The organism is Vibrio barjaei (genome assembly GCF_001639065.2).
Classification (GTDB): Bacteria; Pseudomonadota; Gammaproteobacteria; order Enterobacterales; family Vibrionaceae; genus Vibrio; species Vibrio barjaei.
Genome location: NZ_LQXO02000029.1, coordinates 1 through 24,444 on the forward strand (window position 1 = coordinate 1; position 24,444 = coordinate 24,444).

23 protein-coding genes and 1 tRNA gene are annotated in these 24,444 nt (G+C 43.8%); 9 read left to right on the plus strand and 15 right to left on the minus strand.

The window, feature by feature from the left end; all coding sequences use genetic code 11:
- Positions 1 to 66: 66 nt before the first annotated feature.
- The 4 genes from AWH66_RS13925 to uvrY form a co-directional block, all read right to left on the minus strand.
- Positions 67 to 140, minus strand: a tRNA-Cys gene (locus AWH66_RS13925).
- A 339-nt stretch (positions 141 to 479) separates the two neighbouring features.
- A complete protein-coding gene (pgsA, locus tag AWH66_RS13930; RefSeq protein ID WP_038225942.1) occupies positions 480 to 1,034 on the minus strand; it encodes a CDP-diacylglycerol--glycerol-3-phosphate 3-phosphatidyltransferase in 555 nt (184 codons plus the stop codon).
- A 48-nt stretch (positions 1,035 to 1,082) separates the two neighbouring features.
- Positions 1,083 to 2,918 carry an excinuclease ABC subunit UvrC gene (gene uvrC / locus AWH66_RS13935; RefSeq protein WP_063604458.1) on the minus strand — a complete coding sequence of 612 codons (1,836 nt, stop codon included), beginning with the start codon at positions 2,916 to 2,918 and terminating at the stop codon, positions 1,083 to 1,085.
- Positions 2,918 to 3,562 carry a UvrY/SirA/GacA family response regulator transcription factor gene (gene uvrY, locus AWH66_RS13940; protein ID WP_006075673.1) on the minus strand — a complete coding sequence of 215 codons (645 nt, stop codon included), beginning with the start codon at positions 3,560 to 3,562 and terminating at the stop codon, positions 2,918 to 2,920. Before uvrY ends, uvrC begins: the two co-directional genes overlap by 1 nt.
- A 482-nt stretch (positions 3,563 to 4,044) precedes the next feature.
- Here uvrY and AWH66_RS13945 point away from each other — a divergent pair, with 482 nt between their 5' ends.
- Positions 4,045 to 6,423, plus strand: coding sequence for a DNA polymerase II (locus AWH66_RS13945; protein WP_063604457.1), 2,379 nt, complete (start codon positions 4,045 to 4,047; stop codon positions 6,421 to 6,423).
- A gap of 8 nt (positions 6,424 to 6,431) precedes the next feature.
- On the opposite strand, the gene AWH66_RS13950 is transcribed toward AWH66_RS13945, so the two are convergent.
- Positions 6,432 to 7,199, minus strand: a complete 768-nt coding sequence (locus AWH66_RS13950) for a nucleotidyltransferase domain-containing protein (protein WP_063604456.1) — start codon at positions 7,197 to 7,199, stop codon at positions 6,432 to 6,434.
- Between the two features lie 160 nt (positions 7,200 to 7,359).
- Between AWH66_RS13950 and efpL the strand changes: the two genes are divergently transcribed.
- Together efpL and AWH66_RS13960 are read left to right on the plus strand one after the other, a co-directional pair.
- Positions 7,360 to 7,926 (plus strand): elongation factor P-like protein EfpL, encoded by a 567-nt coding sequence (gene efpL, locus AWH66_RS13955; RefSeq protein WP_006075135.1) that lies wholly within the window; start codon positions 7,360 to 7,362, stop codon positions 7,924 to 7,926.
- 3 nt (positions 7,927 to 7,929) lie between these two features.
- Positions 7,930 to 8,247, plus strand: coding sequence for an HI1450 family dsDNA-mimic protein (locus tag AWH66_RS13960; RefSeq protein ID WP_063604455.1), 318 nt, complete (start codon positions 7,930 to 7,932; stop codon positions 8,245 to 8,247).
- An 86-nt stretch (positions 8,248 to 8,333) separates the two neighbouring features.
- On the opposite strand, the gene AWH66_RS13965 is transcribed toward AWH66_RS13960, so the two are convergent.
- The 3 genes from AWH66_RS13965 to AWH66_RS13975 form a co-directional block, all read right to left on the minus strand.
- Complete coding sequence (locus tag AWH66_RS13965) at positions 8,334 to 8,867, minus strand: phosphatase PAP2 family protein (protein ID WP_063604454.1); 534 nt, start codon at positions 8,865 to 8,867, stop codon at positions 8,334 to 8,336.
- Between the two features lie 114 nt (positions 8,868 to 8,981).
- Complete coding sequence (locus tag AWH66_RS13970) at positions 8,982 to 9,374, minus strand: DUF2750 domain-containing protein (RefSeq protein WP_006075132.1); 393 nt, start codon at positions 9,372 to 9,374, stop codon at positions 8,982 to 8,984.
- An 83-nt stretch (positions 9,375 to 9,457) separates the two neighbouring features.
- Positions 9,458 to 10,363, minus strand: coding sequence for a manganese-dependent inorganic pyrophosphatase (locus AWH66_RS13975; protein ID WP_006075131.1), 906 nt, complete (start codon positions 10,361 to 10,363; stop codon positions 9,458 to 9,460).
- Between the two features lie 208 nt (positions 10,364 to 10,571).
- On the opposite strand from AWH66_RS13975, the gene AWH66_RS13980 reads away from it, so the two are divergent.
- Complete coding sequence (locus AWH66_RS13980) at positions 10,572 to 11,813, plus strand: putative manganese transporter (protein WP_063604453.1); 1,242 nt, start codon at positions 10,572 to 10,574, stop codon at positions 11,811 to 11,813.
- A 5-nt stretch (positions 11,814 to 11,818) separates the two neighbouring features.
- Here AWH66_RS13980 and AWH66_RS13985 read toward each other — a convergent pair whose 3' ends face one another.
- From AWH66_RS13985 to torE, 4 genes are all read right to left on the minus strand, one after another.
- Complete coding sequence (locus tag AWH66_RS13985) at positions 11,819 to 13,570, minus strand: glycoside hydrolase family 36 protein (RefSeq protein WP_063604467.1); 1,752 nt, start codon at positions 13,568 to 13,570, stop codon at positions 11,819 to 11,821.
- A 117-nt stretch (positions 13,571 to 13,687) separates the two neighbouring features.
- Positions 13,688 to 16,150 carry a trimethylamine-N-oxide reductase TorA gene (gene torA, locus AWH66_RS13990; protein ID WP_006075128.1) on the minus strand — a complete coding sequence of 821 codons (2,463 nt, stop codon included), beginning with the start codon at positions 16,148 to 16,150 and terminating at the stop codon, positions 13,688 to 13,690.
- A gap of 23 nt (positions 16,151 to 16,173) precedes the next feature.
- Complete coding sequence (torC, locus tag AWH66_RS13995; protein ID WP_006075127.1) at positions 16,174 to 17,355, minus strand: pentaheme c-type cytochrome TorC; 1,182 nt, start codon at positions 17,353 to 17,355, stop codon at positions 16,174 to 16,176.
- 44 nt (positions 17,356 to 17,399) lie between these two features.
- Positions 17,400 to 17,576: a trimethylamine N-oxide reductase system protein TorE gene (gene torE, locus AWH66_RS14000; RefSeq protein ID WP_006075126.1), complete on the minus strand. Its 177-nt coding sequence runs from the start codon at positions 17,574 to 17,576 to the stop codon at positions 17,400 to 17,402.
- A gap of 427 nt (positions 17,577 to 18,003) precedes the next feature.
- On the opposite strand from torE, the gene AWH66_RS14005 reads away from it, so the two are divergent.
- Positions 18,004 to 18,798: an ABC transporter permease gene (locus AWH66_RS14005; protein ID WP_063604452.1), complete on the plus strand. Its 795-nt coding sequence runs from the start codon at positions 18,004 to 18,006 to the stop codon at positions 18,796 to 18,798.
- A 255-nt stretch (positions 18,799 to 19,053) separates the two neighbouring features.
- A complete protein-coding gene (locus tag AWH66_RS25950; protein WP_167360959.1) occupies positions 19,054 to 19,200 on the plus strand; it encodes a hypothetical protein in 147 nt (48 codons plus the stop codon).
- Between the two features lie 61 nt (positions 19,201 to 19,261).
- On the opposite strand, the gene focA is transcribed toward AWH66_RS25950, so the two are convergent.
- On the minus strand, positions 19,262 to 20,104 hold the full coding sequence (focA, locus tag AWH66_RS14010; protein ID WP_063604451.1) for a formate transporter FocA: 843 nt from the start codon (positions 20,102 to 20,104) through the stop codon (positions 19,262 to 19,264).
- A 289-nt stretch (positions 20,105 to 20,393) separates the two neighbouring features.
- Positions 20,394 to 21,578, minus strand: coding sequence for a hypothetical protein (locus AWH66_RS14015; RefSeq protein ID WP_063604450.1), 1,185 nt, complete (start codon positions 21,576 to 21,578; stop codon positions 20,394 to 20,396).
- A 269-nt stretch (positions 21,579 to 21,847) separates the two neighbouring features.
- Here AWH66_RS14015 and AWH66_RS14020 point away from each other — a divergent pair, with 269 nt between their 5' ends.
- The gene (locus tag AWH66_RS14020) at positions 21,848 to 22,081 is read left to right on the plus strand and encodes a TIGR02647 family protein (protein WP_063604449.1); all 234 of its coding nucleotides are present in this window, start codon (positions 21,848 to 21,850) and stop codon (positions 22,079 to 22,081) included.
- Positions 22,082 to 22,142: 61 nt separating this feature from the next.
- Here the strand turns inward: AWH66_RS14020 and AWH66_RS14025 are convergent, their stop codons facing one another.
- Entirely contained in the window at positions 22,143 to 22,559 is a 417-nt protein-coding gene (locus AWH66_RS14025; protein ID WP_063604448.1) for a PACE efflux transporter, read from the minus strand.
- A 97-nt stretch (positions 22,560 to 22,656) separates the two neighbouring features.
- Here AWH66_RS14025 and AWH66_RS14030 point away from each other — a divergent pair, with 97 nt between their 5' ends.
- Together AWH66_RS14030 and AWH66_RS14035 are read left to right on the plus strand one after the other, a co-directional pair.
- Positions 22,657 to 23,541, plus strand: a complete 885-nt coding sequence (locus AWH66_RS14030) for a LysR family transcriptional regulator (RefSeq protein WP_063604447.1) — start codon at positions 22,657 to 22,659, stop codon at positions 23,539 to 23,541.
- A gap of 1 nt (position 23,542) precedes the next feature.
- Positions 23,543 to 24,385: an NAD-dependent epimerase/dehydratase family protein gene (locus AWH66_RS14035; RefSeq protein WP_063604446.1), complete on the plus strand. Its 843-nt coding sequence runs from the start codon at positions 23,543 to 23,545 to the stop codon at positions 24,383 to 24,385.
- Positions 24,386 to 24,444 lie beyond the last annotated feature (59 nt).

A 24,444-nucleotide genomic window follows, 5' to 3' on the forward strand; every position in this document is an offset into this window, starting at 1 on the left:
GACCTCAACCTTGGCAAGGTTGCGCTCTACCAACTGAGCTAGTGTCGCATATTCTCTAAGAGAGAATGGAGGCGCCTCCCGGAGTCGAACCGAGGTCCACGGATTTGCAATCCGCTGCATAGCCACTCTGCCAAGGCGCCTTCTTGTCACTCTGAGCTCTAGCCTAAGCGATTTGCTTTAAGCAGTTCCTCTTGAGTACGGGAGGCATTTTACGCAATCAGGAAAATGAGTCAACACGTTTTTTTATATTTTGAATCGTTTGTCTAAGAAACATCCAAAAAGCGCTAATTTGCTCAATTTTCTAGCAAAAACATGCACATTTAGCACTAGAAAACTTGTTTTGCTCTGTTGTTATATTTATATCTACAAAACCTAAGAACTCTGATATCACTTACCGAAGCGCCTGTCGTCGAGTATTAAGGCATTCAATAGTGATAAAAAAGGCGAGCTCATCGCTCGCCTTCACTTATTCTTTATCACTAATCATCTGCATTCAATAAATCATCTTTAGCAGCAGCCAGATATTGGAACATTGACCAGTAGGTTAATACCGTCGCAACATAAAGAGCACCGAAGCCTAGCCATACCATCCAATCGTCATAGCGCCAGATAAGTACCCACAGTGCAAACATCTGTGTGAGGGTCTTAACTTTACCTACCCACGAAACAGCGACACTGGCGCGCTTACCGATTTCAGCCATCCACTCTCTCAGAGCAGAAATGATAATCTCACGCGCAATCATGGTAACCGCAGGGATGGTCACCCAAATGCTGTGATAGTGTTCAGTAATTAGAATCAACGCAGTAGCCACTAACACTTTGTCAGCGACGGGGTCTATGAAAGCGCCAAATCGAGAGGTTTGCCCCAACTTCCTTGCTAACATCCCATCTAACCAGTCGGTAAAACCGGCCACCCAAAACACCATTGCGGCAGCAAACGGCGCCCAGCTGTATGGGAGATAGAAAACTACAATGAACACGGGGATGAGAAATAATCTCAACAAAGACAGAATGTTAGGTATGTTTAAACGCATATTATTATCGGCTCTTTTCTACTGCGCCTTTATGTTGCGGGATTTTCTCTAGTGTTTCAATGCTTGATAGATGTTTTCTGCCAAAGATTTGCTAATTCCGGGTACTTTGGCGATTTCTTCTACACTGGCTCGCTTAAGTTCTTGCAAACCACCCATGTACTTCAGCAAGGCTTGGCGACGCTTAGGACCGATTCCTTCAATCCCTTCTAACGGGCTGGTACGTCGTGTTTTAGCACGTTTGGCTCGATGGCCTGCTATCGCATGATCATGACTCTCGTCTCGAATATGCTGAATTAGATGAAGTGCTGGAGCGTCACTTGGTAAGTTAAACTCACGTCCCTCAGGGGTAATTAAAGTTTCTAATCCCGGTTTACGAGTCACCCCTTTAGCGATACCAATTAATAATGGATGCTTAGGCCACTCTCTCCAATACTGAGAAACGATTTTAACCGCACGGTTGAGTTGACCTTTACCACCATCAATAAAAATAATATCGGGAATTTTGTCTACATCGATTTGCTTAGAGTAGCGACGTTCAAGAACCTGTCCCATGGCAGCATAATCGTCACCGCCAGTAATACCAGTAATGTTGTAGCGACGATACTCTTGCTTTAACGGCCCTTCTTGATTAAACACCACGCAAGATGCAATAGTACTTTCACCCATCGTATGACTGATATCGAAGCACTCCATGCGAGTTATGCTTTCCAATTCCAGTTCTTCTTGAAGGGCTTTGAAGCGCTGGTTGATTGTCATCTTATGATTGATTTTGGTGGTAATTGCCGTTAATGCGTTGGTGTTTGATAGTTTAAGGTAACGACCACGAGACCCCGTCGGATTAACGTGGAAAATAACTTTCCTTCCCGCAATTTCAGACAGTGCTTCACCTAACGTACTGATATCCTCTACAAGGTCATCATTAAGGATGATTCGCGTAGGGATGGTCCTAGATTCCGTCTGATTCAGATAGTATTGGCTCAAGAAACTGTAAAACACTTCTTTTCGGTCAGTGTTACTTGGGATTTTTGGGAAATGACTGCGGCTACCGAGTACTTTACCTTGGCGAATCATTAGAATATGGACACAAGCGACACCTTTCTCTTGAGCAAACCCAAGCACATCCATGTCATCATCGCTGTCTTCGGAAACGAACTGCTGCTCTTGAACCCGTCTAATAGCTTGTATCTGGTCACGATATTTAGCCGCATCTTCGAATTTCAGATTGCGGCTTGCTTCATCCATTTTCTCCACCAGCATTTGCAATACGTTACTGTCTTTTCCTTGCAAGAACAGACGTAGCAATCCAACCAGTTCTGCATATTCTTCATCGGAGATAATGCTGCTGACACACGGACCGGCACAACGGCCGATTTGGTACATTAGGCATGGACGGCTGCGGTTAGCATAGACAGAGTCTTCACACTGACGAACCGGAAAGATCTTTTGAAGAAGATGAAGAGTTTGCCTAACAGCACCAGAATCAGGGTAAGGACCGAAATACTCCCCTTTCTTACGTCGTGCTCCTCGATGCATCGAAAGCCGTGGATGTTTATGTCCCGATAAGAAAATATAGGGATAAGACTTATCGTCTCTTAGCAACACATTATATTTGGGTAAATACTGCTTAATATAATTGTGCTCAAGGATCAGTGCTTCGGTTTCTGTATGAGTAACAGTAACATCGATTTTCGCAATGTTGCTGACTAAGGCACGTGTCTTTTCGCTATCGACTCGTTTACGAAAGTAGCTAGTAAGGCGTTTTTTGAGGTCTTTGGCTTTGCCGACATAAATAACGACCGACTCGGCGTCATACATTCGGTAGACGCCGGGTTGGTTGGTTACAGTCTTTAGAAATGATGTTGAATCAAAAATGTGTTCCGACACTATAATGTCTCAGTATCTAACATTCCATGTCGAATAGCTAAATGAGTCAGTTCAACATCACCATTGATATCCAGCTTACTAAAAAGTCTGTATCGATAGCTATTAACTGTTTTCGGGCTCAAGCTCAGTTGCTCTGAAATGTCTGTTACCTTTTGCCCTTTGGTGATCATCATCATGATTTGAAGTTCACGTTCAGACAGGTCTTTAAACGGGTTCTCAGACGCTGATGAAAATTGGCTAAGTGCCATTTGCTGAGCAATTTCAGGAGAAATGTATCTCTGACCACTATTGACGAGTCGAATAGCGTTGACCATTTCATCAGGCGCTGCACCTTTGGTTAGGTATCCGGCGGCACCTGCTTGCATCACTTTTGTCGGAAACGGATTTTCCGTATGTACAGTTAACACGATGATCTTAATGTCTGGATTGTGGCGTAGAATCTTCTTTGTTGCTTCTAAACCGCCAATACCAGGCATATTCATGTCCATTAAAATGACGTCAACATGGTTGCTACGACACCATTTTACGGCTTCTTCACCACTGTCAGCTTCTCCTGCTACATTCATTCCACGGACGTCTTCGATAATACGTCGTATCCCTGTGCGAACCAGTTCGTGATCATCTACAAGGAAAACATTAATCAAACTTGTATCTCCACACTTGTCTATTGGCTCTGCGACCACTTGAGGTTAGTGGATAGCAGCATGGCTAGCTATCTTACCTCATTTGAAACTAAATTGCTCTTGTACAAATCGTGCACGAGCGCAAACTTTGGCAAACACATTACGATGAAGATGAAGCGTCGTCAATCATAAAAACTTTAAAATCATTAGGTTACAAATTAGTCACTCATCCTAGTGCTTAAACGTAACTCCTCGTTTTACTACGATTATTTCCCAATGGCCGCCTATGAAACCCAGTACACATCATATGCCAAAAGATCACAAAAACTCGATATAAATCACTATTCTAATTTATACTGTTCGTTACTAAAGTTTAGCCCATATTCATAGATTTTCGCGATTGGTAAGCCTTTGTTACACTACTTCCTCACATGTGATTATCAACCAATGATATTTAGCTTAAAATTTACGCACAGCCATTATGCCGGTAGGAAAAAACTGAGTTGGACATCCATAAAGGGTTTCTGTTAACCCGACAATCAAGAGATACGCGTCAAGGACCACAGATTGAGCTGTGGATTTCCACGGTGAATGGGCCCGTCCAAATTCTAATTGAAGGACAAGAACCAGTATTTTTTGTACCGCGTCATTTTGCGGAGATCGTTGATGAATTGGCATCTGATGCTCGACTTCCTATTGCCCTCAAACCTGTTGAACTAAAAAGCTTCGAAGGTGAAGACCTCTTCGCGGTCTACAGTCAATCAATTTCCGGCGCGCGTAAGCTTCACGAGCTTTTGTTGAATAATGACATTCTGGTTCTTGAAGCAGACATTAAGTTAGCAGACCGTTTTCTAATGGAGCGTTTTATCCAAGGTAGTTTAGCGGTCACAGGCAACTGTGAAGTAATCAATGCCAACACTTGCAACCAGTACATTCGAATCAATAATGCCAAGTGCAAAGCCTACGACTACACACCTAAATTAAACGTGGTTTCTTTGGACATAGAGTGTTCTGAGAAAGGTCAGTTGTATTCTATTGGCCTTGATAGCGCGAGAGATAGTCGCGTTATTATGGTAGGTAAAGCGGAGGAGTGCGCCACACAAGTTGAATGGGTCGACGATGAAAAAGCCCTACTTTTAGCGTTAAATGACTGGTTTAAAACGTTTGATCCCGATGTCATCGTAGGGTGGAGTGTCATTGACTTTGATTTTAAGTTACTTAATAAACGTGCAGAATTGAACCATGTGAAGCTCAGTTTGGGTCGAGGCGAGCAGAATATATACTTTCGTACTCTACCCTCTAGTCAGCAAAGCTTTATCACTATTCCGGGACGTGTGGTGTTAGACGGTATTGATACGCTAAAAACCGCCACTTACGGTTTCCGCTCTTGGTCTCTAGAATCGGTTTCTCAAGAACTGTTAGGCGAAGGGAAAGCGATTCATAACGTGCATGACCGAATGGCAGAAATTAACACCATGTTCCGCCAAGACAAGCCATCACTCGCTAAGTATAACCTGCAAGACTGTGTGTTGGTTAACCGCATCTTTGCACACACCCACTTGCTAGAATTCGCCATTGAACGTACCAAGTTGACGGGGGTTGAGCTAGACCGAGTCGGCGGCTCGGTAGCAGCCTTCACCAATCTTTATCTCCCTCGCCTACATCGCTCTCATTACGCAGCACCTAATTTGCATCCTGAAAACTGGGTGGCGAGCCCAGGTGGTTACGTCATGGACTCCATCCCAGGGTTGTATGATTCGGTACTTGTACTCGACTTCAAAAGCCTTTATCCATCCATTATTCGCTCCTTCTTGATCGATCCTATGGGACTGATTGAAGGGTTGAAATTAGAAATTGGTAAAAATGACGACCAAGCTGTAGCAGGATTTAGAGGAGGTCAATTCCACCGTACGCAGCATTTTCTTCCAAATTTAATCGAAGAATTGTGGAAAGCTCGTGATATCGCAAAAGCTAACAATGAAAAGGCATTTTCTCAAGCTATTAAGATCATCATGAACTCGTTTTATGGTGTCTTGGGCTCATCAGGTTGTCGATTTTTCGATACTCGTCTAGCCTCCTCAATTACCATGCGTGGTCATGAGATAATGAAAACATCGAAGCGCTTAATTGAAGAGAAAGGGTATCAAGTTATTTATGGTGACACCGATTCAACCTTTGTTTCATTGAATGGTAAGTTTGATGCTCAAAGCGCGGATGATATTGGTAACCAACTTATCGACTATCTGAATACGTGGTGGGCTGATCATCTCAAGAACGAGTACAACTTAACGTCCATTTTGGAATTGGAGTATGAAACCCACTATCAGAAGTTTCTGATGCCAACGATCAGAGGGTCAGAAACCGGATCTAAAAAGCGTTATGCAGGTTTAATTGGAGATGGTGACAAGGAGCGACTGATCTTCAAAGGATTGGAAAGTGCCAGAACCGACTGGACTGCACTGGCGCAACAGTTTCAGCAAAAGCTCTATATGATGGTGTTCAAAAACCAAGATCCATCTGACTATGTTCGTTCATTTGTAGAAAGCACTTCACGAGGTGAGTTTGATGATCAATTAGTTTATCAAAAGCGCCTGCGCAGAAAGCTGCACGAATATCAAAAGAATATTCCCCCTCAAGTACGTGCGGCACGTATGGCAGACGACATCAACCAGCAATTAGGACGACCATTGCAATACCAAAACAAGGGCAGAATAGAATATGTCATTACTTTGAATGGACCGGAACCCATTGAGTATCAACGTTCACCTATTGATTATCAGCACTACATTGATAAACAACTGCGACCAATTGCTGAAGCAATATTACCTTTTATTGGCCAGAGCTTTGATGATTTGAGTGCGCCTCAAATGGGGCTCTTCTAATAGTAAAGTTAGCCAATTTTGAATTCTGTTTTCTCGTACTCATTAGCAATCCATGTCCCAAACTCATCCAAGATACCCACTACTGAACGTTTAGGAATGACTCGATTCCCCAACAAGATCCCAAGACGTTCAACAGTTTGCTGGCGCTCCGGAAAATAGTTTAAGAATTGCAAACCACACTCCTTAGGTTCATCTATCCACTTCTTGTGTTTATGTAGAACAAGTCCATAAGCAGCACGTAATAACTTCTTAGCCATTTGGCGCTGCGCCATTAGCATTTGGTCTTCTGTTGTTGCTTGCGCAATTTCGCTACGCAGATTGATAGCACTCTCTGCAATATCCATATTCCACTGCTTTGAAATTTCCCAGCTAGGAATATACTCGCCAAAACACTCGGCCAAGTTTTCACCATACACATTCATACAACACTGCTTGAGTAAGAACCCCCACGTAAACAAAGCATCAAGTGATGCCACTTGCTTTACGAGCGCAGTGCGTATCGAGATACCTCGTACAAAGGGAAACTCTTTTTGAAAGCGCCAATTAATACTGTTGAAAAGGGACGTTCGACTGTCGCTGAATGATTGATGAGTAACCACAACAACATCCAGATTGGATACGTCAGGGATGGCGCGCCCCTGTGCCACTGAGCCATAAATATAGACGCTGTGGAGATTGTCTTTAAGACCAGCTTTCAAACAAGCTAATAGGTCTTGGACAACATCAGCATATTGAGGTTGAGCGATCAGTGATGAAAGTGAATTCGGAGTATGCACGATATCGATTTAGAGTACTGCGGATGGATCTATTCTACGTTTCCAAATGTCGAGATTCAATGCTCAAATGAATCGTGGCCGGCATCACATGTTTCTTGAGCAAAGCCCGACTTCGGACGTATAATTGACTGTCTAAACAAAAAACGAAGGAAATATTCCCATGCCTAAGGCAAGTGAGCTAAAAAAAGGTTTTGCGATTGAGTCAAATGGCAAAACGTTGCTAATCAAAGATATCGAAGTAACGACTCCAGGCGGTCGTGGCGGTGCAAAGATCTATAAATTGCGTTGTACTGATTTGGCAACAGGCTCAAGAGTTGATGAGCGTTTCAAGTCTGATGATACTCTAGAAACCGTTGAAATGAACAAGCGTAACGTGACGTTCTCTTACGTTGATGGTGACGAGTATATCTTTATGGATAACGAAGATTACAGCCAGTTCACGTTCAAACATAACGAAATTGAAGACGATCTACTGTTCATCAATGAAGACACTCAAGGTGTACAAGTTATTCTAGTAAACGGCAGTGCTGTGGGTCTTGAACTCCCTTCTTCTGTCGAGCTCGTTATCGAAGAGACTGATCCGTCAATCAAGGGCGCGTCAGCGTCAGCTCGTACAAAACCAGCTCGGCTGTCAACAGGTCTAACCGTACAAGTACCTGAGTACATTGCAACAGGTGACCGTGTAGTGATCAACACTGCAGAACGCAAATACATGAACAGAGCGTAAGTTATGTCAGAACTGATTTCATACGATGACGTTATCGAAGCGGCCTACGACATCTTCCTAGAGATGGCCCCTGATAATCTTGAACCTGCAGATGTCATTCTTTTTACTGCACAGTTCGACGACCGTGGCGCAGCTGAGGTTGTAGAAACAGGTTCGGATTGGGCTGAACAGGTAGGATTCGACGTTGATGAAACCTACGCAGAAGTGCGTATTGGATTAGTCAACGAAGAAGACGATGTTCTTGATGATGTGTTCGCGCGCTTATTGGTAAGCCGTGATCCAGAGAATAAGTTCTGTCATATCCTTTGGAAGCGCGATTAATCGTTGTTTTTCCATGAATTAGAAAGCTCAGCAATCGCTGAGCTTTTTATTTTGCACTAAGTAGTGGGTGTTCCGGACATAGATCGCTACCAAACATAGGTCATGGAAATACCAGCGCCCTGCGAAGAAGCCCACGGCAGCAGTTGAACATTCGGGTCCAACTTGTCGGTAAACATCCAGCCAGTAAAGATACCGATAGCCGCGCCCGCAGCAACATCGCGCCAATAATGTTTGTCCGCTTGTACACGTCCGACGCCTACTAAAGTTGCGACTCCATATGCGGGTAAACCGACCTGCCACCCATGCCTTATGTGTAGGGTAGTTGCAGAAGCAAATGCATTTGCCGTATGGTTTGATGGAAAACTCTTGTTATCACTGCCATCCGGTCTCGGTGCATCGATCGTGTGTTTTCCTACCAAACCGATAGCCGAAGCAGAACCAATACTTAAACCTGCCTGCCAAACACCTTCCCAATCTTCTTGGTAGGCTGGTAATCCCGCTGCCAAACCAACCAATCCATAGGCGCCAATATCGCTGACTAAATCCCAGTTGTCCTTGTTGGAGGCGGACGCCAGCGAGCTAATAAGTACGCCCAAGATTAATAGAAAGAAACGTTGCATGACAGAAACTTACCGTAAGAAAAACTGGCAAAGAGTCTACCTTAACTTCAGGTAAATGAATACGTCATGCAATGTCTATTTACTATTTCAATACTCACTTGCTTTCTGGATAGCTTACTTTCTGGAAAGCTTAGTCGCCTGCTTCTTTAGCTCGAAATCAAACTCATCAGGGAATAAAATAACCCCTTCTTCATTTTGATTTGGGAACACGACCACAGCCAATTCGTCATCTTCCAAACCATAGGTCCAGCGGCTATGCCATTTATTTAAAGAGATAGCTTCTGCTTTGCAGTGATCCCACTCTCCTGTAGCCCATTGCTCAGCTAGCTCTTGATGCGGCCAAACTGGAACACAATCTTCATCTTCCGTGTTTAACATGACACAGCCATGTTCATCGGTCAGAATCCATATCTGACGCTCTTGAACCATAGTCTTCACACTGTACTTCAGCCGTTTCTCTTCGTCATAGCTGGAGATTTCATCGATTTGCTGTTGCTCTAATGCCATCACTGAACACCTTTATGTAGATTCGAAAATTAAAAAACCCCAGTACCTTAGATACTAGGGCTTTTTACAAACTTAGTGAATAATTACACCAGCTCGTTCTGAAGCCAAGGCCAACCTTGCTTCTTACGACTTAGTGTATTCTCCATCATAAGCATGCCGTTTTCTTCGTGCTTAACCAACTTCTCAGCCCACTCACCTTTGTAGATTAGGCGAGTTTGTGCTGTTGTAATATCCGTTAGCATTACCGCTGCAAAAGCTAGGCCTTGTTCTTCACAACGACGAGTTAAGTCTGCTTCAAGCGCGTCAATCATGCCATCTACTTGCTCAAGTGTCGCAAGTTCAACTTGACCAACAACTACATCACGACCGTTGAATGGGTATGCTTTAAGGTCTTTTTCTACTAGCTCAGCTGCAGACAGACCTTCGATGTTTGTTTTTGCAATTAGCAGATCTTTGATGAATGCATCAAGATCTTCAACACCTGCGATCTCAGCTAGTTCCGCTACTGCATCTTTATCTTTTTGAGTACACGTTGGTGAAGCGAAACCTACAGTGTCAGACAAAATTGCAGACATCATTAGGATAGCGAGAGGGCGAGTAATCTCAGCGTTTTCCATCTTGAATAGATTGAACAAGATAGTACATGTACAACCTACAGGCCAAATCCAAGCTTCAAGAGGGTTAACGGTCATGACGTCACCTAAACGGTGGTGGTCAACAATACCTAGAATTTCAGCTTCATTGATATCATCTGGTGCTTGAGCCAGATCGGTGTAATCAACTAACCATACTTTTTCACCAGCAACACTAGTGCGAAGTTCTGGTTGATCAACACCTGCTGTTGCAAGGATATGTTGAGTTTCACGGTTAATTTCACCTTGGCGAACTGGCTGTGCTTCAAGACCACGAGCTTTTAGAAGTTCTGTTGCAACGAGTGCTCCACAAATGCTATCACTATCTGGGTTCTTATGACCGACAACTAAAATCATTTTGCTTCCTAACTAATTCTGATCATCAGGCTCATGCGCCTGCTTTACATCTCACAAAGGTCGTTACTTTACCTGAATTTCTAAATTTGTCATCGGTTGATGTCAGATTCGTTCTATTTCTTCATGTAGATAACCATATCAATGACATTGAGAATTATTCTCACGTATGTATAATGATAACAATTCTCATTTAATATCGGTAAAGTGTATGCAACAGGTAAAAAACCTCGCTATCGTGAATGGATTAACTATCGACCAGTTCACACCAAAGTATAAGCGTCTCATACTACCTATTGCTATGGCTGCCCTACTCGCGTCTAGCGTTACTAGAGAAGTCACAATGAATGCGCTTTCCGATGCTTTCTGGGCCGTCTCCTGCTATGTCGTATTTACTTTAGTCGTTTATCATCGAATATCTCAACTGGTGTCTAGTCAAAACCGACTCGTCGAGCTTTACCACCACTCACCAACACATCAAGTTGTCTTTTCTTCGTTGTTAGGGGCTCTGCCCGGCTGTGGTGGTGCCATAATTGTCACGACACAGTATGTTTCCGGTAGAGTTGGCTTCGGTTCTGTAGTTGCGGTATTAACCGCAACAATGGGTGATGCCGCATTTTTGATCTTAGCGAGTAAACCTAGCGTGGGATTAGGCCTTGTCACGATGGGGGTCGCTGTCGGGATGATCTCAGGGCTAATCGTAAACAAAATACACGCTGCCGATTTCCTGCGCCCTAAGTCCGCTAATCCCTCGGCAAAACGCGTCTCACAAGTAAATAACACAGATAATACCAATCGCACATGTAAAACCACACAGGAATCAACGGGGATTCAAAGAGCAGCGATAAATCTGCAGGGACTATTCTGGAAGTGGATTATTGTGCCCGCTCTGATCGTTGCCTTTGCCATGTCATTTCAGGTCGACATAAACCAAGTACTTGGTTTGCCAGCTAACAGTATTGAGTGGACTGGTGCGATCTTAGCCGTGGTAATGATGCTTTTGTGGGCCTTCACCAAAGAAATCAACGACTATCAAAGTACGGTCGCGGAAGACGCTAAAATCGCGTCATCACACCCAATGCAAAAAGCAGCACAAGACACTCATTTTGTAAGTGCTTGGGTCATAGTGGCGTTTTTGTTTTTTGAGCTAAGTGTCCACTTCGCACATATCGATTTAGGTTCGGCGCTATCTGGTTATGGCGTTTATATGCCTCTTGTAGGGATGCTGGTTGGTTTACTACCTGGTTGCGGACCGCAAATTTTGGTAACTAGTCTTTATATTACTGGTGCGATGCCAATGTCCGCGCAAATTTCGAATGCCATTTCTAATGATGGGGATGCTTTGTTTCCTGCTATCGCACTCGCTCCTAAAGCTGCGCTAGCGGCTACATTTTACTCGGCAATACCCGCAATCGTCGTCGGTTACGGGTATTACTGGCTGGTTGAACTATAATTCGGTCAATTAGCTAAGTGCATGACCGATACGATTGCACGACTGTCTAAACCTCGATTAACCGGAATAATCTGGATCTGAACCGGTTCTTTATTGAGTTTCTCTCCCGTCCAGTAATCGAACCAGTCACAAGGTAATTCAGCGGTCAGGGTGTACTCCGTTACATCATCGTCATAGTGGAACAAACAATGCACTCTGCGTTCCTCTGACAGCTTCAACGTTGCGTGATTCATCGACAGTGATGTAAATGTTGACGCATTGGTCGAGTGTCGCTGGCGTGACACCAGCCGTGCGAGCGTTTCCTCAGCAAATGGCGTGAGTTCTGGTAATGGATCTCCTGATAACAACAATCCGCCACTCGCCAGCAGAACATTACGATGGAATTCGTAACTGGCTCTATCAGTGCCTTGATTAGGCAGTGAAGTGAACGTGGCACAATCTGGGTCAATTAACCACAGCCTCTGATGTTGCCAACTGCGATAGAACGTCTCTTTGGCAATTTGCTCAAATCGATGTGGATCGCGTTCTACATCATCAGAAACACGCATTGCATCAACCAACCCAAGTGAAGGCCACATTGGTGCGTTGCAACCCAGAACCAAAGCGTCGCCAGCACCTTCGTTTATTGCCGCCATACCTAGACGATAAGCTTCAACCCCAGTAACACCTTTCTGGTAACGTTGACCTTTTAAGGTTCCCCAATAGTTAGCATCCAGTTTGAACAGCTCCACACCCCACTCTTCTCTCATGGTTTTAACAACACGAGTTAAGTGTTCTTGAACTTCCGGATGTGATGCATCAAGGATGTACCATGGCGTACAGCGCCAACCACCATAAGTAATATCTTCCGCCTTAAGCAGTTCACCATTGTCATGCTTTAGAAACCATTCAGGGTGATTTTTAAATACTTCCGATTCTGCTTGAGCGATAAATGGTGCCATCCATATGGCCGGTTTTTTTCCTTTTTCACGAATATTGTTGATCAGTGATTTTACGCCACCTTCAAATTTGTCCGACGGTGTTAACCAATCTCCCATAAAAGATTGGTAACCGTCATCAAGCAGCACCCACTCTAAGTCAAACATCTTATCAGCCATGATTTCGACGTTTTCCAGCACGTTTTGTTTAGTTACATCGGCATAGTATGCGTACCAAGAGCACCAACCGATAGGACTGTCTCCTGAGACACCGATTCTGGTGGGATGATGATTTGAAATGAGGTTCGCGTATTCGTTGTAGACCGACTCTAGGCTATCGCCGTGCAAGACCGTTAGCGATTCCAGTTGGTTGTTTTCCCAATGCTGCGGAGAGCTTTCTTCACCATCAATCAAAGCCACAATGTCTACGCCATGACCGGTATGTTGCAGTTCAAAATAACCTGCGAAGCGATGGCATGAGGTAAAACCATATAAGTGAAAGCCAGTAGACTGCTCAACAACCAGATAATTGTAGAAACGGCGCGGAGCATCTTCGGGATATATGCGATAGCTACTGTTGTTATCTGGGCATCGGCCTATATCAATAAAACCATCCAGTTTTCCTGCGGTTTGACACAACATTTGGAAGCCATCACCAAGAACGTACGCCCCAGATTCGATCTGATTTTCAAACTGCACTAATGCGGTACGGGACGACAAAGGAGAGAAATGAAGACTGACATTTTCAAAATGCAGCTCTTTGCCTTGTTTGGTTACCTTAATTTCAGGATTGATAGCCAATGCATCAAGCTCTTGAGATACAGGGATATATTCGGTCATTGAACCCTCGACCATAAATTAGGAAGTTACCTAATAAGTATATTGTTAGGTAAAAAAAAACCCATCCTAATGGATGGGTTTTGTGTACTAGTTAAAACTATGGGAGACCAATTGCAGTTAAGCCACTTCGATCGGTCCGCCGAACGACGTCACTGGCGGCACTTTGCCTGTGAACTTCTCGAAGTTTACAAGACAAGTATTTGCAGACGTCGCCTGTGCCAGCTCAGAAGAAGGAATATCTTGAGTTAGCGTGTTTGGATCACCATAGGTATCGATCGCACCGATTTTTTCGTTTAGAGGACCATACCAAGCACCCTCTTCAATACGAACCACACCAGGTGCATAGCTATCAGTAACCACAGCACCCGCTAGAAGCTGACCACGGTCATTGAATACGCGAACTAAATCACCGTCTTTAATGCCTTTTGCTTTTGCATCTTGAGGGTTGATGTAGATTGGTTCACGCCCCTGCACAGCATAAGTCGCGCGGAATTCTTCAGATTCACACATTTGTGAGTGAAGACGCTTGTCCGGGTGGCACGATTGTAGCCAGTACGGGTGCTTGTCAGAACCAGGACCGCCATGTGAACGCTCAGACTTTTCAAACCACATTGGGTGCTCTTGGCAATATTCGTAACCCATGTTGCCGATGGTGCGGCTAGTGATTTCGATAAAGCCTGAAGGCGTACCCAGTGCATTGATCTCTGGATCTTCACGGAAGTCAGCGTGGCGAACCCAAGGTTTACCAGTACCGAAGTCAAGGAAGCCTTTTTCCCAGAACTCTTCAAACTCCGGCAATTCAAACTTGCCTTTGTTCGCTTCTTTACAGTTGTTATAAAGCGACTTAACCCATTCCATTTCAGACATACCACGCGTGTAATCATCTGAACGACCCCAACGACGAGTAAGCTCAGTCATGATCTCGAAGTCTGTCTTAGATTGGAACAGCGGGTCAACCAGTTTATGCATCGCGATCAGACCACGGCCTGAGTATGCACCATAACCATCAATATCGTTACGTTCCCACTGAGTACAAGCAGGTAATACGATGTCAGAGAAACGACACGTTGCCGTCCAAGCAAAGTCAACAGCGACCACAGTGTGAAGGTTACGGAACGCTTTCTTCATGCGGTTGCGATCTTGGTGGTGATGCCATGGGTTGTTGCCACTAAACACCATCATCTTAAGATCTGGTAGCGTCACAACAGAACCGTTTGAATTGATCTTCTTACCCGGTTCCACAAGACTATCGACCCAACGCGCGACAGGAATAACTCGGCTGTAACCGTTAAAGTCTTGGTTGGTGTACTTAGGCTTTTGACCTTGGTCGATGTTCAACGGGAATGAACCCGGTGCTGCGAAGCCTGTTGATGGTACGCCAATACCTGAGTAGTGGTGACCATATGATACACCGCCGCCTGGCAGACCGATTTGACCAATCATTGAGGCAAGTACGGCACCCATCCAGTATGGTTGCTCACCATGTTCTTGGCGCTGTACACACCAACCGAAAAGGATTTGAGTGCGGCCTTGAACCAGCATACGTGCAAACTCACGAATCTTGTCCGCTGGAACACCACAGATGTCTGCAGCCCACTCTGGAGTCTTCTCAACCTTGTCTTTGGTCTCACCCTGAACGTACTTGATGAAGTCTTCGAAACCTAGGCAATACGTATCGATGAACTTTTTATCATACAAGTCTTCGTTATAAAGAGTGTGAGCCATACCTAGCATGAACGCCACGTCTGTTTGCGGGTTCACATATAGGTGTTCGTTTTCTAGATAGCGTTGAGTCTTGTTTTTAACTGGGTCAACAGAAATAACATTGATCTCTTTCTTCGCTACTTTTTCTTTAAGCTGTTCTAGGTAAGCAAACGACTCATGGGTTTCACAAGTCCAACCTACCTGCAGGTTTTTCACTGGATCGTTAGCCCAAAGAATAATGTTGTCACTATTCTCAAGGATCAGTTCCCAAGACGTACCCTGTGCGTAAACTTCTGTAGAGCCAAGCACGTAAGGTAGGATTGTCTGACCCGCACCAGTTGAGTAGTCGCCCACTTTCTTAACAGAATAGCCGTGTAGGCCCATGGCACGCATCATGTGGTTAGTACAGCTGTGGAACTGACCTGTTTGACGCCAACCTGTTTGACCTGTGTGCAGTGCCCATGGACCGTAATCTTTCTGAACACGCTCTAGTTCACGGTAGAACAAGTCAAGTGCCTCATCCCACGTCACACGTACAAAACGGTTGTTACCACGAGTTTCGGCAGCATATTTGTGCTTCTTCAACCAATCAAGGCGAACCATTGGGTAACGCACACGTGATGGGCTGTAAATAATACCCTTAATGCCGTTAAGCATGTCAGTTGGGTACTTATCAAGTTCTAAAGGTTTGATTTCTTGAACTTTTCCGCCCCATACACGGGCGCGAAACGCGCCCCAGTGAGAACCAGATGTCTTCCAAGTACCATCAGTTTCCGCTGCACTTGCAGACGCCGAAGCCAGCAAACTTGGTCCAATTAGTGCTGCTGCACTTGAGCCAGCTGCGCCTTTAAGGAAGCTTCTTCTTGTAATTGCCATTTTATTACTCCAATTGACGTCTATTAGTGGTGACCTTCAGAATAATCTGAAGAGTGCTTCTGTAGATACTTAAGAACAAGCGCTTCTGTATCTGTATCGAAGTTCACGAATGCGATCATACCGTCTAGCATACCTACCCAACCGTTAGCACTGAAGTGCGCAACATCCGGTTGTGTGTGACATGTAGAACAGTTAGTTTGATACGCTTCACCAGCTGCATCCCAAATTGGATTGAAGTCAGACACCATAGAACCTTGTTTCATCCAAAGATCCACGGCAACTTTCTCCCAAGGAAGACCCGTTAACTCATCTTCTTTCTTCTCGCCGACATGAACGTCACTGCTCTGAGATACTTCACGAGTTAGAATCGCGGTAGAAATGTTCTTACCAAAGTCTTCTTGAATAACGCGACCAAAGCCTTTCGCTTTACGCCAGCCATCAATTTCAACTTTAATCATGTCACCTTTCACATCCAGGATTTCAACTTTACTTGCTGGGCTTAGTAGACCCGCTTCAGTTGTGCCCGTTTCATCTGTATAAAGAGGCAAATGACGAATGGACACCACTTCACCGCCTTTAGAGTAAGACGTGCTATTTGCAACTTGCTCTAGGTCACCCACAATACCGCTTGCTTTAGCCATATCTTTAGGCAAGTTGTGCGCAATACCTTTGTGACAGTCAACGCAGCTTTGGTCACGTTCAGCCGCTGATTTCATTTGGATACGAGCCGTTGGAGACATTTGCTCAAAGTCCATTGACTCATAGTTGTGACAGTTTTTACATTCTAAAGATTTGTTGGCAGAGAAACGATCCCACTCGTGGCGAGCAAGTTCGAAACGACGCGCTTCGAATTTCTCTGGTGTATCTAGGTCGCCAAATACTTGCGCGAATACTTCTTTAGAAGCCTGCATCTTACGAGCAATTTTGTCCGTCCAGTTATGAGGAACGTGACAGTCTGGACAAGTAGCACGAACACCAGAGTGGTTTTTCCAGTGTACGGTTTCTTGTAGCTCTACGTATACGTTGTCACGCATCGTGTGACAACTGATGCAGAATTCTTCTGTGTTTGTTGCTTCTAGCGCAGTGTTAAAACCACCCCAGAAAATAACACCTGCGATAAAACCACCAGCAGTCAACACACCTAAGCTGATGTGCACTGCAGGGCGACTGATAGTACGCCAAAGTTTGATTAAAAAGGATTTCATGACTAACTCTCTTGAATATCGTAAATGAATAAAGGGCTATGGAATTAGCCGTGTACACCAGGAGGACCAAATACGAAGATTTGAAGCATCCAAACGATAAATCCGTAACCACCTACGATGGCTACACTCAAAAGAGGGAAGAAGACGGCGCAGATGAAGAAAAATGATTTCCACTCCATACCATGCTTTTCAGCACTCTCAACTTTGTTAACATCACTCATACATTTGCCTATTTTGTATCGTGTATAGTTTGCGAATTGCGCTAGTTTGCAACTCAATTATTTAATATCTCTATTGGAAAATGCTAAACCATACTAACCGTGTGGTTCAATCAATTCCGACCATTCATACCTTATTAATCAACCGTTTTTTGAGTTCATCCAGAGTTGTATTTAATTAAAAATCGATGTGTAATTTTGTTAACAGTTATGAAAAAATAATATCGTTATAAGTATGTGAAAGACATTACAACTTTGCAACTTTAACCCTTTGGAGTGAGTTCTAAAATTCGATTTTTGACGTGAGATTTTTAGATTTAGATGACGATTTTGTTAATAAAATGTATCTAGATCTCGTTTAAAAATAGGTGGTTAAGCATTCAGTTTGCGGTAGAATTTAGCTTCTCGAACACCACTAAATGGGGTCAATATGCAGCAAGTCGTCGATATTAGTTGGTGGCAAATACTCTTGTTCTCACTAACTCTGCTGATCCCTTTTGCTATCAATAGCTACTACAAAATCAACATTGGACGCGATGCTATTGTTGGTTTGGTGAGAATGACGGTACAGCTGGCATTGGTCGGCCTCTACCTTGAATACTTGTTTTATTTAAATAGCTTAGTCATCAACCTTATATGGTTAGCAGTGATGATAGTGGTAGGTTCAAACGCAATCGTTAGTAAAGCAAAGCTTCCTAAATATCCATTAATGGGCTTCGTCAGTATTGGCCTAGTAGTCGGTCTATTTCCTATTGTCGGGTTACTGTGCATTGCCATCATTCAACCAGAACCATTTTACAGTGCACAATACGTCATTCCCTTGGCGGGTATGCTGTTAGGAAACAGCCTAAGTGGCAATATCGTAGCGTTACAAAACTTCTTTGGCTCACTAGAAAGCCGATGGGGCGAGTATGAGGCCTCTGTCGCGCTAGGAGCACCGATTCGTGTAGCGACCCTGCCTTTTATTAAGGTCGCACTTCAGAAGTCCTTAGCCCCCATATTAGCCACTATGGCGACAACCGGGCTAGTTTCTCTCCCTGGCATGATGACTGGTCAAATTTTAGGCGGAGCCAGTCCACTGATAGCGATCAAATATCAGCTTGTCATTATGATTGCGATTTTTGTAATGATGACGATCTCAATAACTATCAGCCTTAACTTGGTAGTACGCCGAAGTTTCAACGAAGCTGGCAAACCGAAAATTCGATTTATTGATCCTCAATAGATCTGCAACTTTCATTGTTACTCACCAAATTTAAACTAAGTTATCCACAGCTTGTGTGGATAACCAAGCTATTGAGTTTAGTATAATTATTGGTTCTCACTACTACATATGGTGTGCTGATCATACTGGATCAGATGTCTTCATCTTATTGTCATACCTTCTGGTTATTTTGTGTTCTAAACAGTCACTCCTAAATGGAAACACACATGGGCGGTGACTTAACGCAGTTCGTATTATCGAGAGAGGAAGGAACCCATGCCGAATAACATGGAATTTGAAGACGATATAGATAACGAGGCTAAAAACTGGCTCATTCACGAACCTGAAGAGCTTAAGGACATAATGGCTGACATTCCCTTTTTTATGGAAGGCAGCAACACCAAAAGAATAGCTATATCTTAAAGCCATTTAGACCGACACAAAAAAAGCGCCAAAAGGCGCTTTTCTACAATGAGTCCGTTATTTAATCTCTTAAGTAGATCAACCAGTAAAGCATACCGACGAAAACACCACCGCCGATAATGTTGCCCAGTGTTACCGGAATCAAATTGTTGACGACAAACGTAACAACATTCAAATCTGCAAAGTCGGAAGGATTCGCGCCAATCATTTGCCAAAACTCTGGCGACGCAAAGTTCTTAATACCGATCGCCATTGGTACCTGAAATAAGTTCGCAATACAGTGTTCAAAGCCCGCAGAGACAAACATCGCCACTGGCAAAACCATCACAATAATTTTGTCAGTTAAGGTTCTGCCACTGAACGTCATCCAGACAGCTACGCATACCAGTACGTTACACATAATACCAAGTGCAACAGCTTGCCAGAAACCATGATGCAGTTTGTGCTGAGCGATATGCATGGTGTTCAATCCCACTTGCCCTGCATCAAACATATACTGTTTTGCTGTAAGCATGATTCCAACAAGAAGCAACGCCCCTAGCATATTGCCAAAATAAACAACGAACCAGTTTTTGAACAGCGAGCGCCATGTAATCTTGCCACTAGCACGAGCCACTAACGTCAGAACCGAACTGGTAAAGAGTTCTCCACCAGTGATAATTACCAGTACTAAACCTAAACTGAACGCCAGTCCACCAAGAAAGCGAGTGATACCCCAAGGAAGGTCACCAGCACCCGTTGTAATGGTTGTATAAAATATAAATGCGATACCTATGTGCAGACCTGCAGTAATCGCCAAAAGAAAAGACTTCATTGGGTCTTTTGTTGCTTTACCTACACCGGCCTCGGCCGCACGTTCTGCCATTTGTGGTGGCAATAAGGCATCAAACTGATTCATTTCCATTTTGCTCTATACATATTTGGTTACATGTCAACTGGGCGCGGATAATCGCCCCAATCAATAGATAAAGCAAGATCTATTTAGCACTTTAATTGCGTTTTTCTTGACAGGTGGAAAATGAATCCGCATTAAGGTTTATGTGACAAGGATCACTCGTCTATTTTCAAAAATAAGTGTTTATATTTCACTATTGAAAATGTTGAACTTGGATATCGGTAATGAAGATAACTGATAAAAAAACGCCGCGTAATGCGGCGTTAGTTTTAAGGGCGTGAGACTTTAAGACAAGCCGTTAAGATTTGTCCGATTTCTCTTGAAGTGCGGAAACCAATTTCTTCAAGGCTTCAATTTCTGTCTGATTCTTCTCTGCTCGATCTAGTGCTAACTGAGTATCGACCGAATCTCCTTCAGTATTTTGCTCTTGTAACAACGCTATTTGCTGCTTCAGTAGTTGATTTTCTTTCTGTAGCGCTTCAGAGCGATCCGCCTTTCGCAACTGTTCAACATCATGAGCAATACGTTCAGATTGCGCTGCAAGAGATTGATCTCGATAATCATTACCCTTTGCCACGGAGGATATCTTGTGCAAACGTGATTCAGCCTCTAGCACCATAGGCTCAAATTGAGATTTATCGACATTAATCAACTTATTTACCTCAACGACAACCGCTTCGAGACGTCGAAACTGAAAGTTGATCTGATCGACTTGATGCTCTATCTCGGTAAAACTTCGCGGTGACTTGGCAACATACTTCGCCAATTCAGCCGTCCCCTGCTCTACATAGCCAAAGCTCACCGGCGCTAGAGTATTGTATTTTAACCGACTTAGATCAGCCAATCGCTGCTCCAATGGCTTGACGTACATGGCATCAATTACGCGAACTTCAAGTGCCACGGCGTTATTAATGAATGTCTCTTGATAGCTCTCAGCGTGCTCGGTTTCAGATACGACTAAATACTCAAACAGGCGCTGATAATCGCGATTTAAGTTGTTCATCGCATGTCTGAAATACTTGCCAGCCTCTATTTTATTAAGGTAGGTCATTTGACTCATTGCTGGCGCGAGCAAGACATCCGCTTGCTTTTTGAGACCTTGAATTGCCTTATAGTTATATTCCACAGAATTAATGCGATCTCGGAAACCGACCGCATACGTCTCACTAGAAAAGACGGAATGCTTCGCATCAACTTGCGTCGGGTCCTTACGCATTTCTATGAATAGATCATGCGCACTTTTCCAAGATGACATCATATCGCGGTAGTTTTCTGGCGCGTAAATTCGAAGCGCATCCGCGCCTTCCAATTTCTTCGACCACTCGGCATAGGTGTCTGAAATCTCACTAAATACCCTACTTCTTGTTTGACGAACCTCTTCCGGCGTCAAGTTGGCATGGGATTCATTAGCCGTTGGGGTACTCGCGCACGATGCAACGCCCAAAACACACATTAATACAACAGCCAAATTGCGTGTAGACATCTACTCTCCTAATAACTTGGTTTCATCATATGGACCAAGAAAAATCGTCCTATCGAATCGACAGGCCATAACCTACGAACTATATTCAAATTACTCACTAAAATACATCACATAGAGCCCTAAGTGATTATATTTCATCCACTTAATAACAAAAATTTACCGTTTTCCTTTAGAAGGCGGCGCAAGCTAACACTTTATTAACTGCGTGATTGTCAACTCATTCAATCCCCACTATGTTGAGTGGAGAATCTCAACCAAGAGGCAAATCTATGAAATTCACTCCAGCGCATCTTTCTGAAATGAACCTGTTATTGCAATTTGACTTAAGCAGCGCAGCAACAGGCATCAAGGTCCATCAAGATGCTAGCAAAGAGATGCAAGAAGCAGTCCAACGATTATTCGATAAAGGACTCTGTACCCTACCTGACGGTGGCTACCTTACGGACGAGGGAATTGAAGTGGCGGAGCACGCAGACAAAGTTCTTCGTGTCTTAACGTCTTAGCACTAACGTGAAATGTCTCTAGCAGCGGCATATCATTGCCGCTGCAATTAACTCCTACCTCTTAGGCTAAAAAAAGACGACGATAGGGCTGCCATCTGTCATACACCCAATTAAATCCAGTCGTATAAAAGAAAAAGAACACCAGAAAACCAGCTTCAATAATCAAAGCAGTCAGCAATGAAACCTGTAAGAACCAAGCGATGGCCGGTATGGTCATCACGATCAATCCTGCTTCAAATCCTATTGCATGACCGATACGCACAAGCAAGGAACGCTTACTCCTCTCACCTGGAATATATTTATCAAACAATACATTATAGAAATAGTTCCATACCACGGTGAACAAACTCATGCCAACACCTACAATCATTAGTTGCATTGATTTACTACCTGTAGCTATAGATGCAATAGGAATTATGATAGCTAATGCTAACGCCTCAAATAGAATAGCATGAAATATTCTTTCTTTATTATTCATTAAGTTACCCTGTAAATTTGAAACATCGTTTACCAATAAAGCCATTATCCGTTATGCTTTAACAAGACGAAAACGAGATAACATCAGGAAACCTGATATGTTTAGCATCGAACAGTTAGAAGCATTTATTACCACGGTTGAAACCGGTTCTTTTTCCGCTGCAGCACGCAAGCTTGGCAAGGTTCAATCTGCTGTTAGTCAAAACATCATGAATCTCGAGATCGATTGTGGTGTTGATGTCTTTGATCGAAGTGGTCGTTATCCAATTCTTACCGAAGCTGGTAATAAACTACTTCCCTATGCTCGCGCAGCAATTACCCAACATCAGCGTCTTGCGGATTTAGTCGACACATTGGGACATGATGAGATACAACCTATCGTTTTAGCGGTAGATGAAGGTATTCCACTGGAAAGAATCACTCCAATACTCAAAACACTTTCGGAAGAGTTTCCGTCTCTGCAATTGGAATGTTTACTTGCCTCCAGTATCGATATTATCGAAATGGTTCAATCAGGTAGAGCAACTTCAGGCTTAGTCTATGGCGAACACGTTATCCCCTTCTCATTAGACTTTGAACATGTTGGGGATTTCGAGTTCGACATTTTTGTATCTTCAGAGCACCCGCTCGCTAAAACTGTTACTCCCCATCTTGAAATGTTGAGTTTGCACCGACAGCTTGTCGTCAGCTCGAGAAGTTCTCAAAAGAGTAGCTTTCATCAAGTGCTTAGCCCCGATGTTTGGTACTCCGATAGCTACGCTATGATTATCGAATGGTGTCTCGCAGGATTTGGGTGGACCTATGCCCCTTCCTATATGGCAAAAGAAGCGCTTGCTCAAGGTAAGTTAGTGCAGGTTCCGATAGAATTTGAAAAGATATCCGCAATCACCAACATTGATTTAATCCAACACTCAAGTAAGAGTAAAGATGCCGGTCATAAGCGACTGCGAGAATTACTTCGACACCGTTTCGAGGATGTATAACATGACAGAAAAGCAAATACTCGTCGTAGGAGCTGGTTGGCTTGGCCTGCCACTAGCCCATGCTCTGCAAAGCCGAGGCTACAAGGTTATAGCAACAAGAACCAGCGTTGAAGGCGTGGCTGAAATCACCCAAGCGGGTATGGATAGTCTCTGTTTGGATTTGAATGCTATCCGTTCAGAAGAAGAGGAGCTGGCACTTACAGATCAACTCATCAAGAAGCAGATAAAGGTGATTGTTGGCTGTTTTCCTCCTGGTTTTAGGCAAGGAGGCGGTGCGCTATACGCTTCTCAATGGGCCCTACTTGTTCAAGTGGCAAAACGAATAGGTGTGGAAAAGATCATCATGATTAGCTCTAGCTCTGTTTATCCAGAGCGAGCTGAGATCATGACTGAAGATATGGCTAGGCTACCGATAGCGAAAGGCAGAGAAGACTTTAGCGCTAAGTCTATTATTATGCTCACTGCAGAAGAACACGTTAGAAACTCGACCCTAGATTATGTCATCGTGCGCTGCAGTGGTTTGTTTGGTCCGAATCGTCATCCATCTCGATTTGCTTCGAAACTCAAGACTGTGAGTGATCAAGCATCCGCCAATATGCTGCACCTTGACGACGCTGTTGGTTCGATTATTTTTTGTTTAGAACATGTGGATGCGAGCGTGGTTAACGCCACCACACCAGAGACCTGCGACAAAGTGACCTTTTATCGTGCAGCCTTGCGTTCGGTAGGTTTAGATACCTCGTTGAATTTAGTGAACTCAGAGCCTGACAAAACTATCTCTAGTGAAAAACTACAAGGACTGGGTTATCACTTCAAATACCATCATACGCTTGATGCGCTATAGATTACTGGATAGCCCACTACTAAAAAAGGAAGCATTACGCTTCCTTTTTTACTTTCATG

What these genes read in the sequence shown, in the direction of transcription:
- efpL (WP_006075135.1), top strand. Translation starts at nt 7,360, where the DNA reads ATGCCTAAGGCAAGTGAGCTAAAAAAAGGTTTTGCGATTGAGTCAAAT.
- AWH66_RS13960 (WP_063604455.1), top strand. Translation starts at nt 7,930, where the DNA reads ATGTCAGAACTGATTTCATACGATGACGTTATCGAAGCGGCCTACGAC.
- AWH66_RS14020 (WP_063604449.1), top strand. Translation starts at nt 21,848, where the DNA reads ATGAAATTCACTCCAGCGCATCTTTCTGAAATGAACCTGTTATTGCAA.
- torE (WP_006075126.1), bottom strand. Translation starts at nt 17,576, where the DNA reads ATGAGTGATGTTAACAAAGTTGAGAGTGCTGAAAAGCATGGTATGGAG.
- AWH66_RS14015 (WP_063604450.1), bottom strand. Translation starts at nt 21,578, where the DNA reads ATGTCTACACGCAATTTGGCTGTTGTATTAATGTGTGTTTTGGGCGTT.
- AWH66_RS13975 (WP_006075131.1), bottom strand. Translation starts at nt 10,363, where the DNA reads ATGATTTTAGTTGTCGGTCATAAGAACCCAGATAGTGATAGCATTTGT.
- torC (WP_006075127.1), bottom strand. Translation starts at nt 17,355, where the DNA reads ATGAAATCCTTTTTAATCAAACTTTGGCGTACTATCAGTCGCCCTGCA.
- AWH66_RS13980 (WP_063604453.1), top strand. Translation starts at nt 10,572, where the DNA reads ATGCAACAGGTAAAAAACCTCGCTATCGTGAATGGATTAACTATCGAC.
- AWH66_RS13985 (WP_063604467.1), bottom strand. Translation starts at nt 13,570, where the DNA reads ATGACCGAATATATCCCTGTATCTCAAGAGCTTGATGCATTGGCTATC.
- AWH66_RS13970 (WP_006075132.1), bottom strand. Translation starts at nt 9,374, where the DNA reads ATGGCATTAGAGCAACAGCAAATCGATGAAATCTCCAGCTATGACGAA.
- torA (WP_006075128.1), bottom strand. Translation starts at nt 16,150, where the DNA reads ATGGCAATTACAAGAAGAAGCTTCCTTAAAGGCGCAGCTGGCTCAAGT.
- pgsA (WP_038225942.1), bottom strand. Translation starts at nt 1,034, where the DNA reads ATGCGTTTAAACATACCTAACATTCTGTCTTTGTTGAGATTATTTCTC.
- AWH66_RS14035 (WP_063604446.1), top strand. Translation starts at nt 23,543, where the DNA reads ATGACAGAAAAGCAAATACTCGTCGTAGGAGCTGGTTGGCTTGGCCTG.
- AWH66_RS14005 (WP_063604452.1), top strand. Translation starts at nt 18,004, where the DNA reads ATGCAGCAAGTCGTCGATATTAGTTGGTGGCAAATACTCTTGTTCTCA.
- focA (WP_063604451.1), bottom strand. Translation starts at nt 20,104, where the DNA reads ATGGAAATGAATCAGTTTGATGCCTTATTGCCACCACAAATGGCAGAA.
- AWH66_RS13965 (WP_063604454.1), bottom strand. Translation starts at nt 8,867, where the DNA reads ATGCAACGTTTCTTTCTATTAATCTTGGGCGTACTTATTAGCTCGCTG.
- AWH66_RS25950 (WP_167360959.1), top strand. Translation starts at nt 19,054, where the DNA reads ATGCCGAATAACATGGAATTTGAAGACGATATAGATAACGAGGCTAAA.
- AWH66_RS14030 (WP_063604447.1), top strand. Translation starts at nt 22,657, where the DNA reads ATGTTTAGCATCGAACAGTTAGAAGCATTTATTACCACGGTTGAAACC.
- AWH66_RS14025 (WP_063604448.1), bottom strand. Translation starts at nt 22,559, where the DNA reads ATGAATAATAAAGAAAGAATATTTCATGCTATTCTATTTGAGGCGTTA.